Source organism: Paracoccus sp. N5 (assembly GCF_000371965.1).
GTDB lineage: Bacteria > Pseudomonadota > Alphaproteobacteria > Rhodobacterales > Rhodobacteraceae > Paracoccus.
Map to the genome: position 1 here is coordinate 388,257 of NZ_AQUO01000003.1, position 14,796 is coordinate 403,052.

At 64.5% G+C, this 14,796-nt stretch carries 17 protein-coding genes and 1 pseudogene; 3 read left to right on the top strand and 15 right to left on the bottom strand.

Translation table 11 applies throughout. From position 1 onward, the window contains the following. Positions 1-148 precede the first annotated feature (148 nt). Complete coding sequence (locus PARN5_RS0121170) at positions 149-445, top strand: hypothetical protein (protein ID WP_018001774.1); 297 nt, start codon at positions 149-151, stop codon at positions 443-445. Between the two features lie 220 nt (positions 446-665). Here the strand turns inward: PARN5_RS0121170 and PARN5_RS0121175 are convergent, their stop codons facing one another. The 11 genes and pseudogenes from PARN5_RS0121175 to PARN5_RS0121220 form a co-directional block, all read right to left on the bottom strand. Further along, on the bottom strand, positions 666-1,367 hold the full coding sequence (locus PARN5_RS0121175) for an RES family NAD+ phosphorylase (RefSeq protein ID WP_026155649.1): 702 nt from the start codon (positions 1,365-1,367) through the stop codon (positions 666-668). Next, entirely contained in the window at positions 1,364-1,765 is a 402-nt protein-coding gene (locus tag PARN5_RS0121180) for an MbcA/ParS/Xre antitoxin family protein (RefSeq protein ID WP_018001776.1), read from the bottom strand. The genes PARN5_RS0121175 and PARN5_RS0121180 overlap by 4 nt, the downstream gene beginning before the upstream one ends. A 66-nt stretch (positions 1,766-1,831) precedes the next feature. Then, the gene (locus PARN5_RS0121185) at positions 1,832-2,476 is read right to left on the bottom strand and encodes a hypothetical protein (RefSeq protein ID WP_018001777.1); all 645 of its coding nucleotides are present in this window, start codon (positions 2,474-2,476) and stop codon (positions 1,832-1,834) included. Continuing rightward, positions 2,469-2,888: a hypothetical protein gene (locus PARN5_RS0121190; protein ID WP_018001778.1), complete on the bottom strand. Its 420-nt coding sequence runs from the start codon at positions 2,886-2,888 to the stop codon at positions 2,469-2,471. Before PARN5_RS0121190 ends, PARN5_RS0121185 begins: the two co-directional genes overlap by 8 nt. Positions 2,889-2,967: 79 nt before the next feature. After that, positions 2,968-3,162: pseudogene (locus PARN5_RS25045) on the bottom strand (hypothetical protein); the annotation flags it as partial. Position 3,163: 1 nt separating this feature from the next. After that, positions 3,164-3,541 carry a hypothetical protein gene (locus tag PARN5_RS0121195; protein ID WP_018001779.1) on the bottom strand — a complete coding sequence of 126 codons (378 nt, stop codon included), beginning with the start codon at positions 3,539-3,541 and terminating at the stop codon, positions 3,164-3,166. A gap of 10 nt (positions 3,542-3,551) precedes the next feature. Beyond that, positions 3,552-4,043: a DUF6878 family protein gene (locus PARN5_RS0121200; protein WP_026155650.1), complete on the bottom strand. Its 492-nt coding sequence runs from the start codon at positions 4,041-4,043 to the stop codon at positions 3,552-3,554. Positions 4,044-4,144: 101 nt separating this feature from the next. Then, positions 4,145-4,663 carry a hypothetical protein gene (locus tag PARN5_RS0121205; protein WP_018001781.1) on the bottom strand — a complete coding sequence of 173 codons (519 nt, stop codon included), beginning with the start codon at positions 4,661-4,663 and terminating at the stop codon, positions 4,145-4,147. Positions 4,664-4,768: 105 nt separating this feature from the next. Next, positions 4,769-5,209, bottom strand: coding sequence for a DNA repair protein RadC (gene radC, locus PARN5_RS0121210; RefSeq protein WP_018001782.1), 441 nt, complete (start codon positions 5,207-5,209; stop codon positions 4,769-4,771). Positions 5,210-5,335: 126 nt separating this feature from the next. Then, positions 5,336-6,535 (bottom strand): hypothetical protein, encoded by a 1,200-nt coding sequence (locus PARN5_RS0121215; protein WP_026155651.1) that lies wholly within the window; start codon positions 6,533-6,535, stop codon positions 5,336-5,338. A gap of 397 nt (positions 6,536-6,932) precedes the next feature. Then, a complete protein-coding gene (locus tag PARN5_RS0121220; protein WP_026155652.1) occupies positions 6,933-9,656 on the bottom strand; it encodes a cation-transporting P-type ATPase in 2,724 nt (907 codons plus the stop codon). A 573-nt stretch (positions 9,657-10,229) separates the two neighbouring features. Here PARN5_RS0121220 and PARN5_RS0121225 point away from each other — a divergent pair. Then, positions 10,230-11,057, top strand: coding sequence for a universal stress protein (locus PARN5_RS0121225; RefSeq protein WP_018001785.1), 828 nt, complete (start codon positions 10,230-10,232; stop codon positions 11,055-11,057). A 232-nt stretch (positions 11,058-11,289) separates the two neighbouring features. Here PARN5_RS0121225 and PARN5_RS0121230 read toward each other — a convergent pair whose 3' ends face one another. Further along, positions 11,290-11,694, bottom strand: coding sequence for a single-stranded DNA-binding protein (locus tag PARN5_RS0121230; RefSeq protein ID WP_018001786.1), 405 nt, complete (start codon positions 11,692-11,694; stop codon positions 11,290-11,292). Between the two features lie 424 nt (positions 11,695-12,118). Between PARN5_RS0121230 and PARN5_RS0121235 the strand changes: the two genes are divergently transcribed. Next, complete coding sequence (locus PARN5_RS0121235) at positions 12,119-12,436, top strand: H-NS histone family protein (RefSeq protein ID WP_018001787.1); 318 nt, start codon at positions 12,119-12,121, stop codon at positions 12,434-12,436. 17 nt (positions 12,437-12,453) lie between these two features. On the opposite strand, the gene PARN5_RS0121240 is transcribed toward PARN5_RS0121235, so the two are convergent. The 3 genes from PARN5_RS0121240 to PARN5_RS0121250 all read right to left on the bottom strand — a co-directional run bounded on the left by PARN5_RS0121240 (position 12,454) and on the right by PARN5_RS0121250 (position 14,735). Next, positions 12,454-13,563 carry a hypothetical protein gene (locus PARN5_RS0121240; protein WP_018001788.1) on the bottom strand — a complete coding sequence of 370 codons (1,110 nt, stop codon included), beginning with the start codon at positions 13,561-13,563 and terminating at the stop codon, positions 12,454-12,456. Between the two features lie 130 nt (positions 13,564-13,693). Continuing rightward, positions 13,694-13,858: a hypothetical protein gene (locus PARN5_RS24650; RefSeq protein ID WP_018001789.1), complete on the bottom strand. Its 165-nt coding sequence runs from the start codon at positions 13,856-13,858 to the stop codon at positions 13,694-13,696. A gap of 403 nt (positions 13,859-14,261) precedes the next feature. Further along, positions 14,262-14,735 (bottom strand): hypothetical protein, encoded by a 474-nt coding sequence (locus PARN5_RS0121250; protein WP_018001790.1) that lies wholly within the window; start codon positions 14,733-14,735, stop codon positions 14,262-14,264. Between the last annotated feature and the right edge of the window lie 61 nt (positions 14,736-14,796).

The window sequence follows — 14,796 nt, forward strand, 5'->3', positions numbered from 1 at the left end:
AGGCCCGGACACCCTCTCTCGGGCAGCCTCGGACCTGATCTTTCCCGGCTGCTCTCTCCCTCTCGCACCAAGGTATTCCCGACGCTTGGCTTGATCTTGTTCTTGTTATGTTCTATGCTCAAAACCAAGCCAGAAAGGGGGTTCCACCATGGAAAGCACCACGCACGCCCTGCCCGTAACGCCTAAGCAGATCGCCTATGCGCGGTCGCTCGCCCTGTGCAACCGGACGCTCCTGCCCTGGGAAGTTCAGCAAGACCGGCGATCTTTGAGCGCCTGGATCGAGGCTCAGGCCCGGCTGAAGCCCGTATCGGACATGGACCAGCTGCCCACCTCCAGGCAGGTGGCCTTCGCCGAGAAGCTCGCCCGGATCAAACGGCGCGCCGTCCCCGACGAATGCTTCCGCGACAGAGGGCTGATGTCGAAGTGGATCGACGGGAACAGGTGACGGGTGTCAGCTGGTGGATGGCTTGTCGGCGCAGGAATCCACCAGAGTTTCCCTCCGCCTACGAAACGCTGCTCGTAGTGCGTCGGTCGGTGGGGGCAGACAGTCCAACGCCTCAAAGAACGGCTGATGGTCACATGGCTTCAAGTTCGTGACGTCCGCGCTGTTGTCGTTTGCCTGTTTCATTTCTTCGGACCCCCAAAGGCGCATGCGCTGTAACTTGTCAGCCGACAGCCACAATCGAGTAGTGCGGTGTCCCATCCCACACAAGATCCCAAGACGCGCCCGGACGAACGTTCTGAATTGCGCGGGGCTCGAAGCAGACCAGGCAATTCCCGCCCGGTGCAGGAGCCCGGACCGAAGGGTAAATCAGGCCCTTGGATCCGCCCCGACGCAGATGCTGTGCCAGGCTTTGGCCCTCGGGATACCCGACAGCCGGATCCGGATGCAGCGCCGGATGATCTGTCTCACCGGTCATGTCATCGAAGACGCCGATGAAGTCGGCCAGCAATTCCACATAGCGGGCGCTGTCCTGGAAGCTGCCGGTAAAGCCGAGTTCGCGTGTGCGGTGCCAGGCCACTTCGCTGACAGAAACCATCACATCCCATGCGCAGTACCACGCGCCGCGCTCCTCGGCGTTGAAGCGGTTTCCGCCGACGCGGGTGTAAGTGAAGGCTGCGTTGACGTGACTGTCCCCATAGATGCGCAGATCGCGGCTGCGGCGTTGCCAAGCGAGTTCGCGCGGGTCCAGATGCGGGTTGCGCCCGCGTTCGGCCTGTAGACGCCCACTGGTCAGGCCCTCGATCTCTGCCAAGATCTCCATCTCGTCATCGGTATCGACGAGACCGCGCAGCGATGGTGGCTTGTGGTAGGTGGCGGGCAGGAGACGAACGAGACCGCGATCAGAAATCTCGGTCTGCTTCATGCCCCACCACGCAACGCATCAAGATAGGTCCGAACCGCGAGGATCTGCGGCAAACCCCCGTCGATGGCGGTGTCGACGGGTCGGCTTCCACCAAAGAGCGGCCCCTTGTTCGGTCGGGTGAACCAGCCTTTTGCCAGAGGCTCCGAGAAGTAGAGTTCGAGCGACTTGAAGATGCCAATTACAGCGCTGAGCCGCAGCAGTTGGTCCTTGGTGAGCTCTCCGGCGAAACCCGGCTTCTTGGCGCGCTTCCACGTGCTCTCCGACATGTCGGCAAGGCCAGCCGCTTCCTTGAGGCTGAGACCCCATGCATCGGCTACACGGGCATAGGCTTTCAACGCGACGGCGTTGATCTGTGCGGGTTTCCGGATTTTCTCTGCGACGTACATGGTATCCTCCATTGGCCTCAATATAGTCCATATGGACTTATCGTAAAGATCAAATGAACCTTGTGCTTTGATCCCCTGTCACCCGAACCGCAGCCCTCCTTCCGTAAACGTATACGCGTTCGCGATGATCCCCTCCTCGATGGCCTCGTTCGAGTTGAGGTGGTCGTATTCGTCCTCAAGGTGGCGGTAGAGCCAGCGGGCCAGATCACGCAGCGCCTCGGTCACGACTTCTTCAGCGTCCTCGGTCGGCGGCTGCCAGGTCGCGCTGTCCCGCGAGACGTCCACCAACATGGTGTATTCATGGTAGTAGCGGCCACTGTGGCTGGCCTCGGCGGCGAGCTGGTAGAAGTTCCGCCGCTGGATGGCCTGCAGCCGGTCGGCGATGCCGTGTAACGTCGCGTCCGTGGGCGCGTAGGCCCGAATGCGCGCGGCGGCGCCCTTGGCGTGGGACCAGTAGCCCTCGAAGCAGGCCCCGTCACCCTGGCTCCAGAAGCCGGAGAACCAGATGCAGGGCTTGGCCCGCGTCCCGCCGCCCATCAGACGGACGGGAGTCGTCTTCAGGCGGATGCCGAGGAGCGCACAGACCCGCTCGAAATCCTCGTAGACCCCATCCCACCAGTCATCGTGGGGACCAAGCTCGCGATACCAGCTGCGCGCCTTTTCCTTGGCGGCCTCCGACAGTTCGGGGAACTGGTAGACGGTGGTGCAGATGACCTCAGGCATGTACGTCCTCCCCGTTGAGCGCGGCGACCAGCCATTCTTGCGTGCTGGTCCAACCGATGGACTTGCGGGCGCCGAGGTCGATGAGATGCGCGCCGCCGCCGAAGGCGTCGAGGCGCGGACGGGAACAGGTCAGGGCGTACTGGAATCCCCAAAGGCCAGCGAGGTCGAGCTCTTCCGCAAGGCGCAGCACAAAGCGGATGACCCCTTCGACATCGCCATGGTCGTCGTCGTGGATCCAGAGGGTGCTGCCCCCGGGCGCGTCCTGGCGCGCAACGGTGAAGCCCGCGACCTCCGGGTCGTCGGCGTCCTGATCCGCTGCGCGGAGTTCTTGAAACAGCGCGAGCGCGCGGGCGGCCTTGTCTGGGGTACCGACGTCGATCAGGCATGAGAAATGGGTGAAGTGATCCGCCATGGGGACCTCCTAATGGGGAAAACCCGGCCGGGCGGTCGGGCGCTGTGTTGGAATAAAGGGGGGGGATTGGGGGCGATCGGCCGGTGGGACTGTCGCCCGCCGCCTGTCGCGCGGCATGCGCGCAGAGCATCTGCCGGTAGAAGCGCTGGCGCGCTGCCCGGAAGCCGCGCACGGCGCGCGTGTCGGGGTGCAGCGCCCGGACCGCCGCCCGCAGGACCACGAAGGGCGAAGCCGTCGCCGGCAGGCCGAGGCGCTGATAGGCTGGATCGGTCATCTCAACTGACCTCGACCACGGGCGAGGCGAGATGCGGATCGACCTGCGCCTCGATCCGCTCGGCCCGGCCCATCCAAGGCTCTGGCCGGATGGCCTTTACCCAGTCGGCGAAGCTCGGGATGAAGCCGAGGTCTTCCTTCACATGCTGTTCGCCAACCCAGCGGGTCGGGATGACGCGCCCGGTCGAGAGCGTGAGGGTCGGCCCGAAGATCGTCTCGGCCATGAAGATGCCCTCGGCATGGTGGCGCAAAGCCCGGTGCCGGAAATCGGCCGTGATCTCCTTGCTCTGGTCGAACCAGGCATGCACCGCCATGAAATCGTCGACCGTGCCGCCCCATTTCTTCACCGAGGACAGGGCGTGGTGATAAGGATGTGCCATCGCCGCACCCTCAGAAATCGTGGGTGTAGAGTTCGGACGACGTGAAACGTTCGTTGAACTCGAGATGGATGCAGCGGGCCGCGGCGTCGAAGCAGAACTCGCCGTAAGCGCCGTCGTTGTTCTCCCAGCCGCCGTGGGTGTCGGAGAGGAAGTCGTAGGCCAGCTGCTCGACGACATCCTCAAGCGAGAGCTGTCGCACCTCGACCTCGGGGTTGTACCAGGTGAGCGCGGCGTATTCGATCTCGGTCGTGGGGAAGTCGACCGCGTTGTCGCCGGACCATGCACCGATGCTTTCGATCTGGCCGCTGTCACCGGCACCGTCGAAGGTCACGGTGACGTGGGTGATGCCGGCGGCTATGAGGCCATCGAAAAGGCGGTCCTTGTTGCCGGGGCGCAGCGCGTCGATCCGGGCGGCACGCTCGGCATGCGCCGCGAAGATCTGGCCCATGTCGACTGGCGAGGGTGCCATCGGCGGCGTGAGGGTGGGTTCAGTCAGGGTCATCGGGTGTCTCCGGTAATGGGAAGGGATCGGAGCCGGGCCGGGCGATCTCTCTCCCCCGGACAAGCTCCAAATCCCCCCTGCCCTCCTCTGTCTCTCGGGCCTCACGCAGCGACCCGCAGCGCCCGGGCAGCGAAGGCGCGCCAGAGCGGATCGACGAGCCGCGCATCCAGAAGATCGGCGCGGTGGCGCAGCCGCCTCGCCAGATCGGGCTCACCCCAGTCGTTGGCGCGGCCTGCCTGCGCGCGCAGCTGGCTTGCCTCGGTCACCACGCCGCGCGCCTCGGCCGCGCTCGTCACCGGGTGGCACCAGGCGACGGCGCCGTCGCTGGCGGCCCCGGCCAGCACAAGGCGTTCGTCGCGATCGAGGATGGCCAGAAGCTGGGGTGCAGCCTCCGGGTCGATCCCCTCGGCATGGTCGACCGCGCCCTGCATGGCCTCGGCCAGCGTCGGGAAACGGGAGAGGACCAGGGGAGCGGCACGGCCTGACAGCAGGTCGGCCGGCGCACGGCGCGACAGGGTCAGGGCGAAGGGGTGGTTGGGGTCGGTCTCGCCTGAGGGAAAATGCGGCGGGACGCCCCGCGCGTGGGCGGTCGGGTGGATCGGAAAGGGCAGGTCGAACATAGGAGTGTCTCCGACGGCGCGGGAAGCCTCTCTCCCCGCTTCACTGTCAAAGACCAAACCGCCGCCCTCTTCCTGAAAGGGGCGGCGGCAGGTCAGCAGGGGACGTCAGAGCTTGCCGAGCGCCCGCAGGCTCAGCTCTGTCCCGGCCCCAACGATGATGTGGTCGTGCAGCGTCAGGCCTAGATACCTGCACCCCTTCTGGATCTCCTTGGTCATGCTGAGATCGGCCTCCGACGGCGTTGGATCGCCCGATGGGTGATTGTGGATCAGGATCAGGGCGCTGGCGTTCAGCATCAGCGCCCGCTTGATCACCTCGCGCGGATAGACCGGGACATGGTCGACCGTGCCGGTCGAGAGAAGCTCATCGGAGATGATGCGGTTCTTGCGGTCGAGATAGAGGACGTGGAACCGCTCGATGGGCCCGCGGACGGTGAGCGCACAATAGTCCATCAGCGCCTGCCAGCTGCCGATCACCGGGTTTTGGCTCAGGTAGCGGCCGAGGATGTCTCGGGCCTCGAGGATGACGGTTTCTTCCTGGGGGGTCATGGGGGTTCTCGTTTAAGTGCGCAGGCCGAAGCCCCCTGCCATCTCGGGGCGGGGCCAGTGGCATGCATTTGGAAGGGGAAAGCGCGACCGCCGCGCGCGAGGGCGGTCGCGATGTCGGGCCCGGCGTCAGCCGACCCGGTCGAGGAGCTTCTTGGCGCGCCCTTCCATATCGAGCCGCGCATCCTGCTGGGTCTTGTCGCGCGCAAGCCGCGTGATGCCCTGCACGAAGTCGAAGATGCTCTCTGGCGGGCGGCCCTCTTCCATCAGCACCTTCTCGATGATCTTGCCGGACTCAGCTTTCGAGAAACCGCGCTTCCTCAGGAAATCTGCGCGATCCTCGTCGCTGCGTGCAACGATCTGCTGCCGCGCCGCCTTGATGCCGTTCACGAAGCCCTGCGGCGAGGAATTGGCGAAGCGCGTCAGCGCCGGCGCCGCCTCGTGGGCAAAGCGGGAGGCCGCGTATTTCGAGTGACGAATCTTGATCTCCTGGAAATCCTCGACGCCCCAGAGGTTGCGGTTCTGGCACACCGCCCGAAGGTAGAAGCTCGCCATGCCAAGGGTCTTCGCGCCCACCTCGGAATTCCAACAATAGAAGCCCCGGAAATAGAGATCGGGGGAGCCGTCGGGCAACTTGCCCGCCTCGATCGGATTGCGGTCGTCGACCAGAAACAAGAAGACGTCGCGGTCCGAGGCGTAGAGCGTGGTCGTGTCGCGACTGATTTCGACATCGGGGTTGTAGACCCCGGTCGACCAATCGAGCACACCCGGCACCTTCCAGCGCGTATCGCCCGTGCCATTGCCCGCGATGCGCTGCACCGCCTCGACAAGCTCGAAGTCGTGGATGCGGCCATAGTCGGGACCGGTCACGGCGCGCAGTTCGGTCCGGCCATCCACCGTCTCGAAGGTCTTCACCTGCTCGGCACGGTGATTGGTCAAACCGTACTGCAGGTTGATCCCCGCAAGAGGCGCGGGAAGCTGCCGCAGGTAGGATGCCGGGGCACCGACGATGCTGGCAAGCTGGCCGAAGGCCCAATGCGTGGGCGCGACCGGCTCTTGCGCTTTCGGCAAGACCAGGTGCAGTCGTTCGGCGCTGTCCCGCGTGGCCTCGACACGGATGTCGGCGGTCTGCACCACCCGGCTGCGGCTGCGCTCCGAGCGACCCTTCACATTGGCCCAGAGATCGTCGAGCGAGAGATACCGCTCGTCATCGGGCCGGTTGAACCATTCGGACGATACCCGCCCGTTCCGCTCACCCCGGCTTACATCCACCCTCCAGCCGCCAGCCCGCGCCGGTGCGACCGGATCCAGAATTTCAACAACGCCCATCGGCTATCTCCCGTGACAGGCGCCGGGAGCCACTCTCCCAGCCATCAACCCGTCACCGGGAAACCGGCACTCCTCTCACTCTAGAGGGTGGTCAGGGCGGTTTCCGGTCATTCGCTGGGGCCCGCATCGACTACTGCAATGCGAATTATGCTGCCGTTGGACACATTGACGCTAAAGTCGGCTTTGGGCAGCGTAACGAAAACGGTGGGTTTCGCCGGAGACACAAACCTTGGGCACAATCCGTCCGCCGTCGGAGATTTGAGAAGGGGCAGCCTAGCCAGTCCAACAGACCACTGAGCTTCACAAATGAACTCCTTTGTGTCACCGGGACACTGGAACGTGGACTGGACACGCGCCTTGCACAAGGGGCGTGTCCAAGCGCCAGGAAGCTCCGGTTTCACGGCTGGTTCCCGCGCTCCGCCGGCGGCCCACGGAACGCCAACCGCATCTGCTTTTCTGTTTCGATCAGGGCGAAGAACACTACACCGATGCCGAAGATCAACAGGCCGTCGGCGAGCGCAACCCCTTGGGTGCCAAAGATGGTCTGTAGCGGCGGCAGGTAGGTTATGGCGAACTGGGCAGCGGCGACGATGAGCACGCATGCCCAGACGATCCGCGTGCCTTTGGCCACGGCCCAGGTGAGCGAGGTGCCATGGATGTTGCGGATGAAGAACAGATGGAAGATCTCCAGCACCACCAGCATGTTCATCGCCATAGTCTGGGCGAGCGCCTGATCGCAACCCCGGTCGACCGCGTAGAAATACACCCCGAAGACGGCGGTCAGGAACAGGGTCGAGACGAGCACGATGTGCCAAACCAGCTCGCCGGTTACTAGCGGCTCGTTGCGTGGCCGCGGCGGACGGTGCATGGTGCCGGATTCCGAGGGTTCGAATGCCAGCGCGATCCCGAGCGTCACTGCGGTGATCAGGTTGACCCAGAGTATCTGCACCGCGGTGATCGGCAGGTTCATCCCGGCGAACAGCGCCACGACGATGGTCATCGCCTCGCCGGCGTTGGTGGGCAGGGTCCAGCTGATCACCTTCTTGATGTTGTCGTAGACGGTGCGGCCCTCGCGCACGGCGGCGGCAATCGAGGCGAAGTTGTCGTCTGCCAGCACGAACTCGGCCGCTTCCTTGGCTGCCTCCGAGCCCTTCAGGCCCATGGCGATGCCGGCATCGGCCCGTTTGAGCGCCGGGGCGTCGTTGACCCCGTCGCCGGTCATCGCCACCGTCAGCCCATGAGACTGGAGCGCGGTGACGAGGCGCAGCTTGTGGGCAGGCGAGGTGCGGGCGAAGATGTCGGTTTCCACCACCGCATCGGCAAGGGCGGTATCGTCCATCGCTTCGACATCCGCGCCGGTCAGGACCCGATTGTGGTTTTCGAGCCCGATCATCTCTGCAATGGCGCGGGCGGTCGCAGCATGGTCGCCGGTGATCATCTTCACCCGGATACGGGCAGCGCGGCACTCGGCGACCGCCGCGATCGCTTCGGCGCGCGGCGGGTCGATCAGGCCGATCAGTCCGATGAGTGTCAGCGTGCCGTCGAGGTCTGTGGCGCTAAGTGCGGCATGCCCACCCGGCACCTTCCGCACCGCCACAGCGATCACCCGCAGGCCTTCGGCGGCGAGGCTGTCGACCATCTCGTGCCAGTAGCCGGGATCGAGCGGCTCGGTGCCGCCGTCGGTGGCGCGCTGGTCGCGGCAGAGCCCCAGCACCGCCTCGGGCGCGCCCTTGACGTGGATCCGCGCGGCGCCGTCCTCGCCGTGGTGCAGCACCGCCATGTAGCGATGCGCCGCGTCGAACGGGATCGCGTCGTCGCGGCGCCAGGTCTGGAACGGTTCCGCGCCTTCGCCGCTGATCTTGCCCGCGAGCGCCAGCAGCGCGCCTTCCATCGGGTCGCCCTCGACATGCCAGTCCTCGCCGCAGGCGTGCAGGACGGAATCATTGCACAGCGCTGCCGCGCGGGCGAATTCCATCAGCACCGCGTGGTCATCGGGATCGGCGACGGCCTCGCGCCAGCGCACCGCGCCCTCTGGCGCGTAACCGTTGCCGCTTACCGAATAGACGTGTTCGGCGGCGGCGAGCGAGGCCACCGTCATCTCGTTGCGGGTGAGCGTGCCAGTTTTGTCCGAGCAGATCACCGAGACCGAGCCGAGGGTCTCGATCGCCGGCAGGCGGCGGACGATGGCGTTGCGCCGAGCCATCGCCTGCACACCGACCGCGAGGGTGATGGTGAGCACCGCCGGCAACCCCTCGGGGATGGCTGCGACAGAGAGCCCGACCACCGCCATGAACAGCTCGGAAAACGCCATGTGGCCGACGAAGACGCCGTAGCCGAGCAGGGCTGCAGCAACGATCAGGATGAAGACCGTCAGCCAGCGGGCGAAGTGGTCCATCTGGGCGAGGAGCGGGGTTGTTAATGTCTCGACATGCGCCAGCATGCCGCTGATCCTGCCGATCTGGGTGTGCGCCCCGGTGGCGGTTACCACGCCGCGTCCCGTCCCCGCCGCGACCAGCGTGCCGGAGAATAGCATCGGCGTCCGGTCGCCAAGGTCGGCGTCGTCTGCGACCGGCTGGATGCTTTTGTCGGAGGGGATGGATTCGCCGGTGAGGATCGCCTCCTCCGCCTTCAGCCCGCGCGCCTCGAATAGCCTGAGGTCCGCCGGCACACGGTCGCCGGGCTCGACGAGTACGACGTCGCCCGGCACGAGTTCGGCCGCGTCGATGCCTACGCGTTTCCCGTCGCGCAGCACGGTGGAGCGCGGCGCCAGCATTCCCCTTATCGCCGCCATCGCCTGTTCGGCCCGGCCCTCCTGGATGTAACCGATCACCGCGTTGACGATTACCACCGCCAAGATCACGCCGGTATCGATCCAGTGCTGGAGGGCCGCCGTGACCACGGCGGCAGCGAGCAGTACGTAGATTAGAACGTTATGGAAATGGGCGAGAAACTGAAGCACCGGGCTGTGTTTTTTCGGCTCAGGCAGGCGATTGGGGCCATGTTTCGACAGGCGGCGGGCAGCGGTTTCGGCACTGAGACCGACAGGCGTGGAATCGAGCGCGCTCAGCACGTCGCGGGCGGGCAGGGCATGATATCGGGGGGCGGTGTCTGGGGTGGGCATTCGCTCCATTCACTTTCCGGCGCCGGTGGCGCCATGGTTGCAGCCGAACAGACCGCCGCCCCAAGTGGCGAGCGCCCGTCCGGTGATACCCGGACGTGTAAAACGGGCACGATATCCGACACGGGATCGGGTGCGCCCCGACCGATTGCGCGCGCGTCGTCTGCCGGGAAGACGGCGGGGTCTTGATCGGTGATCGGCCTGTTCCGACACGGATCCGGCCAGTGTGCGGTCCCCGATCCTGCGGTGCATGAATGCTCCGGTTCCCTAGAGGCCGTCGCTGACGTCGATCTCGGCCACGGCCTGATCCTGCGTCTTCACTTCGATTTAATACCGATTTTCCGGCGTTCAAGAGTTGAAGACCTGCTACTTCAGACATATGTGAAATCGTGAAAACGGGACACGTTTCGAGCGCGTTTCTGCGGCGAGGAGACCGCAGGGATGGGGGGTTGGAAGAGCCCGCGACCGCATCTGCGGCGAAGCGACGCAGATCCCGTGAGGTCCGCGCCCTGCCGGGCCATGGACAGACGTTTCCGCCACGCACCGTTCACCTTGTCGCCGGAAGGAGTACAGGCCATGCACATCGAATCCATACTGATCGCCTCTGATCTCTCGGCGCGATCGGATCGCGCCCTGCAACGTGGCTTTCTCCTTGCCAGCACGTTGCGCGCGCGCGTGCGCGTGCTGTCGATCATCGACGACAGCGTTCCGGATGACCTCGCGGCGGACTTGGTCGAGAAATGCCGCACCCATCTCGAGGCGTCGGCACGTAGCCTGGCCGGGGAGGTTCCCTACGAGATCTTGGTCGAGACAGGCGATCCGATCACCCGCCTGGTCGAATTCGTGAATGACGCCGATGTCGATCTCGTGGTCGTCGGCCGGCACCGTGACAGGGGCCTTATGGACGGGCTCCGGCAGACAACGGTGGAGAGCGTGATCGCTCGTTCCCTCACCCCAGTGCTGCTCGTCACCGACCCGGTCCATGGAAGCTACGGCCGCGTGCTGGCGCCGGTCGCATTCTCCTCCGCCTGCCGCCACGCGGTCAGGACAGCCCTTGGTATTGCACCCGAGGCGACGTTCCGCCTCTTCCACCTCTGGATGGCGCCGTTCGAAGGCCTGGCCGGAGGGCCGTCGTCGAACTTCGCACGTCAAGTGCAACGAGAAACTGCGGCGCATGCCGCGGCTTGGACCGATGGCTTTGCCGCGACGCTTCCCAAGGTCGCACTGGTGCATGACGGTCTGGGATCCGGATGCCATCAGGAGATCACGAGCTTTGCACCGGACCTGATCGCGGTCGGCGCCAACACCCGAAGACTGTCCTTCACCGGTCTCGGCTCGTTCACGGCCGAGCTCCTGCGCACCCCGCCCACGGATCTGCTGATCGCGCGCGGATCCGAATACTGAGGCGAGGACAGGTTCGCCGAAAGGTGCCTCGCCGTCGTATCGGTGCTGAACCGGCTTGGTCTTGTCACTTTTTTGGGCCGGTTCAGTGGAAGCGGACATTGGCACTCCACGCAGCCTCCGACGCTGTAAGCTCCAAGCGGTCGTTCGTTGAGCGGGCATCAAGGTCGGCAACGGGCCGAGATCGCCCGAACCCGGTGGGTTTCCCCGCCGGGCCCGAGGGCAGACCCCGTTCTCAGAACGGGATCTCGTCGTCGCGGTCGACCAGCTCGGGGTTTTCGTTCTCGGTCGATTTCGGGCGGCTCAGGAAATCCACCTTCTCGGCGATGATCTCGCAGCCGTAGCGGTCGGTGCCAGTTGCGTCGGTCCATTTGGTGTAGTGGATGCGGCCGTGAACGAGGACCTTCATGCCCTTTTCGCAATGCTCCGCGACCGTCTTGCCGAGACCGTTGAAGCAGGTGATGCGGTGCCATTCGGTGTCCATGACCCGGTAGCCGTTCTCGTCGCGCAGGACGCGACCTTCCGAGAGGCGGGGGCGGGAGGTGGCGAGGCTGAAGTTGGTGATCTTGGTGCCGCCCTGCGTGGTGCGGACTTCGGGGGTCTGACCGATATTGCCGGCGAGGATGACGATGTTCTGCATGGTAAGCTCCTGTGTGTCCTGTCTTCGGGACCGTCCCTTCGACAAGACCCGGAAGAAGCCCGTCGGGTGACGCGTGCACGGTGGACGGAACGGCCGCCGGAAACCCCCAGAAGACCGGGGTGGAGCGGGCAGCCCCAAAGGGGCAACACGGCCCGGACTGACGCGGGGTTGCGCGCGAGAGCCCGAACGGGATTAGGGGATTGTCAGTCGATGGGATGGCCAAGGAGACAGAGATGCGCGGGGAGCCCATGCCGGACCCTGTCACCCTGCTCATCGGGACAGCCTGACCCCCAGTTCAACACCTCACTGGCGACAAAGCTGCGATCACAAGCCTTTGCCACCCCTGCACTTGCCTTCCGGGAGTTGCGGCACCCTGCCGCGACGGGCTATCGATACCGGGACATTCAGGACATGGACCGCACCAATGGCTGATTACGATCTCGAAGCACTGTCGCTTACCGAGCTGAAGAAAATGCAGAAGGACGTCGCCAAGGCGATTTCCACATTTGAGGATCGGCAGAAGGCGGAAGCCCGCGCCAAGGTGGAAGCTCTCGCCCGGGATCTGGGCTACTCCCTCACCGAACTTGTCGGCACCGAGACGAAATCCTCCCGAGTGCCAGTCGCGGCAAAATACCGGCACCCTGAGAACCCGGCGCTCACCTGGTCGGGCCGGGGGCGCAAACCGCAGTGGTTCGTGGACGCTCTGGCTGCTGGGAATTCAAAGGATGATCTAGCCGTATGAGGTTGCCGGCGACTGGATCATCCAGGTTTTGATGGCACGACTGTAGGAAGTTCAAACTCGAATTCCTCGAGTTTCGGCCCCATCACCCGTGTCGGCAAATTCGGGTCAGGTGCTTGGCCCCGGTGATGCCCTTTGACCAGAACGACTTTGCCGCTTCGGTAGTGCCGCTCATGCTCGGACACCCAATGACGAACGGGGCCGTTCCGCGCCTCGAGTGTTTGCCTCTCGAATTCGAGGCGAGCGGTTCTTTCCGCCATGTGCGCAGCGGCCTGCGGGCCGATACGGATGGTCAGATGTGATTTCTGGGCGCTAAGGATCCACGACTTGCCGAACTTCCGGGCAGTCTTGGTGTCCTTGACGGTGAAGGTTTCGGTTTCCGTTGGGATGATCCCGCCAAGATCCGGTGAGACCAGCATTGCAAACAGAGCGTAGGGAATGAACAGGTCATACCCGGTTTCAACCTGGTGCACCGTGCGGCGGCCGTGGATCATCTCCATCGTATCGCCGCTCCGCACGCGGAAATCGACCACGGATCGGCTCAGATCGACCTCGACGTCGTCATGGTTCAGCTGTCCTGTCGGTGTCCGCCTGACAAGCAGTGCGCAGATCGGATCGACGACACGCGAGTTCTCGTGGCGGTGGAACATCGTAATGCGCAGATGGCTCTCGTTGCGGTCGTCCAGAAGGTAGCCGCGCAGGCCCGTGCCCAAAGGCTTTTCATCGTGCCTGGTCACAGGTGAAGCGCGCTCAAATCGTGCAACGCCCAGTTCGCGATCGTCGAACTCGACCCAAACGACGGGAGCAGGAAGCTTCACTTCACCGAGGATTGCCATGGCAGGCACCCCAGCTTCCTCAGCCCGTTTCGAGACGGCATCGTGAAGCGTGTCAGTGTAGGCGGCTGCCAGGTGATCGAGCAGGAATACCTTGGCCTGCTGTAGCGCATTGAGCGCGTAAACTCGGAACTGCCGCAGGTCGTCGGACGGTGTGAAGTGCCAGATCAAATCGTCTTTGGGAGCCGACTTACCCGCGAGCGACGAACCATATAACGAAATCAATGATTTATAGAGCATTTCCATCGGCCCCCGAACCGTCTTGATCAGCTTCCGATGAACACCTTCGATGATCAAGCGACTTTCATGGAGGCCGCGCCGACCACTTGTCGGCTCCTCCGATCGGTCGACCGGAACGGTTTTCCGGCGAATGGCCCAGATCGGGGCCACGGCCCCGATGCCGAGCCCTGTGGGAAAACCGTGGGCCTTACGCCCACGGATCGACCTCAGCGACCACTTGAACCTCGTCGCCGTCGATTTCATCGGCGGGGACGGCGCCGAAGGTTCCATCCCCGGCCTGGAAGACGACGATCGAGACCATGAGCGTGGCGGCGAGGGAAGCGGCGAAGGCGTGAGCATCTTTGCGGGACATCTGTTTGGCTCCTGTCTTGGAGGCGGGGGACCATCCCCCGCGCGACAGGACCCCGCAGGCCCGAAGACTGGCTGACATCACCGGGTGCGTTCGGCCCCCCACTTCAAACGGGGCCGAATCCGCCCGGCGGCACGGGCTTGCCCGTAGTCCGACCCCTCGCGGGTTGATCTCGAAGACGGGATTCGGGGCAAGGAAGGGAATGGCGAGCGGGGGATGGTGCCCCAACGTCAGGAGCCGGTTGTCCCGCTGATGCTTTGAACACCGCCCGCCTCCCGGGCAGGCTCTTGGTTGAAGACCTACGTCTTTGGGGATGGATCCTCTGGTGCCCCGCGGCATCGCGGGACGAGGTTCTTGGTCGGTGAGAGGCCCGCCCTTCGGCAGGCCCCACACACATTGTCAGGGCTCAGGCGGCCAGATCCGCGCCCCCTGCCCTTTCGCCGTCTTCAGCACCGACGATCTCAAGCCGCGCATTGCGATAGCCCTCCCGCGCAATCCATAGCTCGGCTGCGGTGACCGACTCCGCCAGATGCAGCAGCTCGGTGTTGCCACCGAAGTCCAGAAGCACGCGCACCTGCCCTGGCTTGGGTTCCTCGGCCACCTCGAAGACCAGACGGCTGTCGGCCGAATGACTGCGCATGATGGTGACCAGGATCACCCCGTCCGAGGAGAAGTTGCCCTCGTGCAGTGTGAAGGAGGCTGGAGCCGTCCAGGTCGGATAGACCCGCGGCGATTCCTTCTTCACGAGGCGGCCGACGCCGTTCGAACGCTCCCACGCCGCGAGCTTCTTGGTGAAGCGTGCCGGCGGCTTGGGACTGCCATCGGTGTAGCGGATCAGTGCCCCCAGAGGGGCTGTATCGATGATGGTTGTTGCAGACATGATTCCTCATCCCGAATGCGAGCATTCGCATTCATCATATTGATATTGCTTTGTTTTGTGT

Bases quoted from the DNA above. Each gene is read 5' to 3' on its own strand.
- PARN5_RS24650 (WP_018001789.1), bottom strand. From the start codon at position 13,858: ATGTCCCGCAAAGATGCTCACGCCTTCGCCGCTTCCCTCGCCGCCACG.
- PARN5_RS0121190 (WP_018001778.1), bottom strand. From the start codon at position 2,888: ATGGCGGATCACTTCACCCATTTCTCATGCCTGATCGACGTCGGTACC.
- PARN5_RS0121195 (WP_018001779.1), bottom strand. From the start codon at position 3,541: ATGGCACATCCTTATCACCACGCCCTGTCCTCGGTGAAGAAATGGGGC.
- PARN5_RS0121170 (WP_018001774.1), top strand. From the start codon at position 149: ATGGAAAGCACCACGCACGCCCTGCCCGTAACGCCTAAGCAGATCGCC.
- PARN5_RS0121225 (WP_018001785.1), top strand. From the start codon at position 10,230: ATGCACATCGAATCCATACTGATCGCCTCTGATCTCTCGGCGCGATCG.
- PARN5_RS0121220 (WP_026155652.1), bottom strand. From the start codon at position 9,656: ATGCCCACCCCAGACACCGCCCCCCGATATCATGCCCTGCCCGCCCGC.
- PARN5_RS0121215 (WP_026155651.1), bottom strand. From the start codon at position 6,535: ATGGGCGTTGTTGAAATTCTGGATCCGGTCGCACCGGCGCGGGCTGGC.
- PARN5_RS0121200 (WP_026155650.1), bottom strand. From the start codon at position 4,043: ATGACCCTGACTGAACCCACCCTCACGCCGCCGATGGCACCCTCGCCA.
- PARN5_RS0121205 (WP_018001781.1), bottom strand. From the start codon at position 4,663: ATGTTCGACCTGCCCTTTCCGATCCACCCGACCGCCCACGCGCGGGGC.
- PARN5_RS0121180 (WP_018001776.1), bottom strand. From the start codon at position 1,765: ATGGAGGATACCATGTACGTCGCAGAGAAAATCCGGAAACCCGCACAG.
- PARN5_RS0121250 (WP_018001790.1), bottom strand. From the start codon at position 14,735: ATGTCTGCAACAACCATCATCGATACAGCCCCTCTGGGGGCACTGATC.
- PARN5_RS0121230 (WP_018001786.1), bottom strand. From the start codon at position 11,694: ATGCAGAACATCGTCATCCTCGCCGGCAATATCGGTCAGACCCCCGAA.
- PARN5_RS0121175 (WP_026155649.1), bottom strand. From the start codon at position 1,367: ATGAAGCAGACCGAGATTTCTGATCGCGGTCTCGTTCGTCTCCTGCCC.
- radC (WP_018001782.1), bottom strand. From the start codon at position 5,209: ATGACCCCCCAGGAAGAAACCGTCATCCTCGAGGCCCGAGACATCCTC.
- PARN5_RS0121235 (WP_018001787.1), top strand. From the start codon at position 12,119: ATGGCTGATTACGATCTCGAAGCACTGTCGCTTACCGAGCTGAAGAAA.
- PARN5_RS0121185 (WP_018001777.1), bottom strand. From the start codon at position 2,476: ATGCCTGAGGTCATCTGCACCACCGTCTACCAGTTCCCCGAACTGTCG.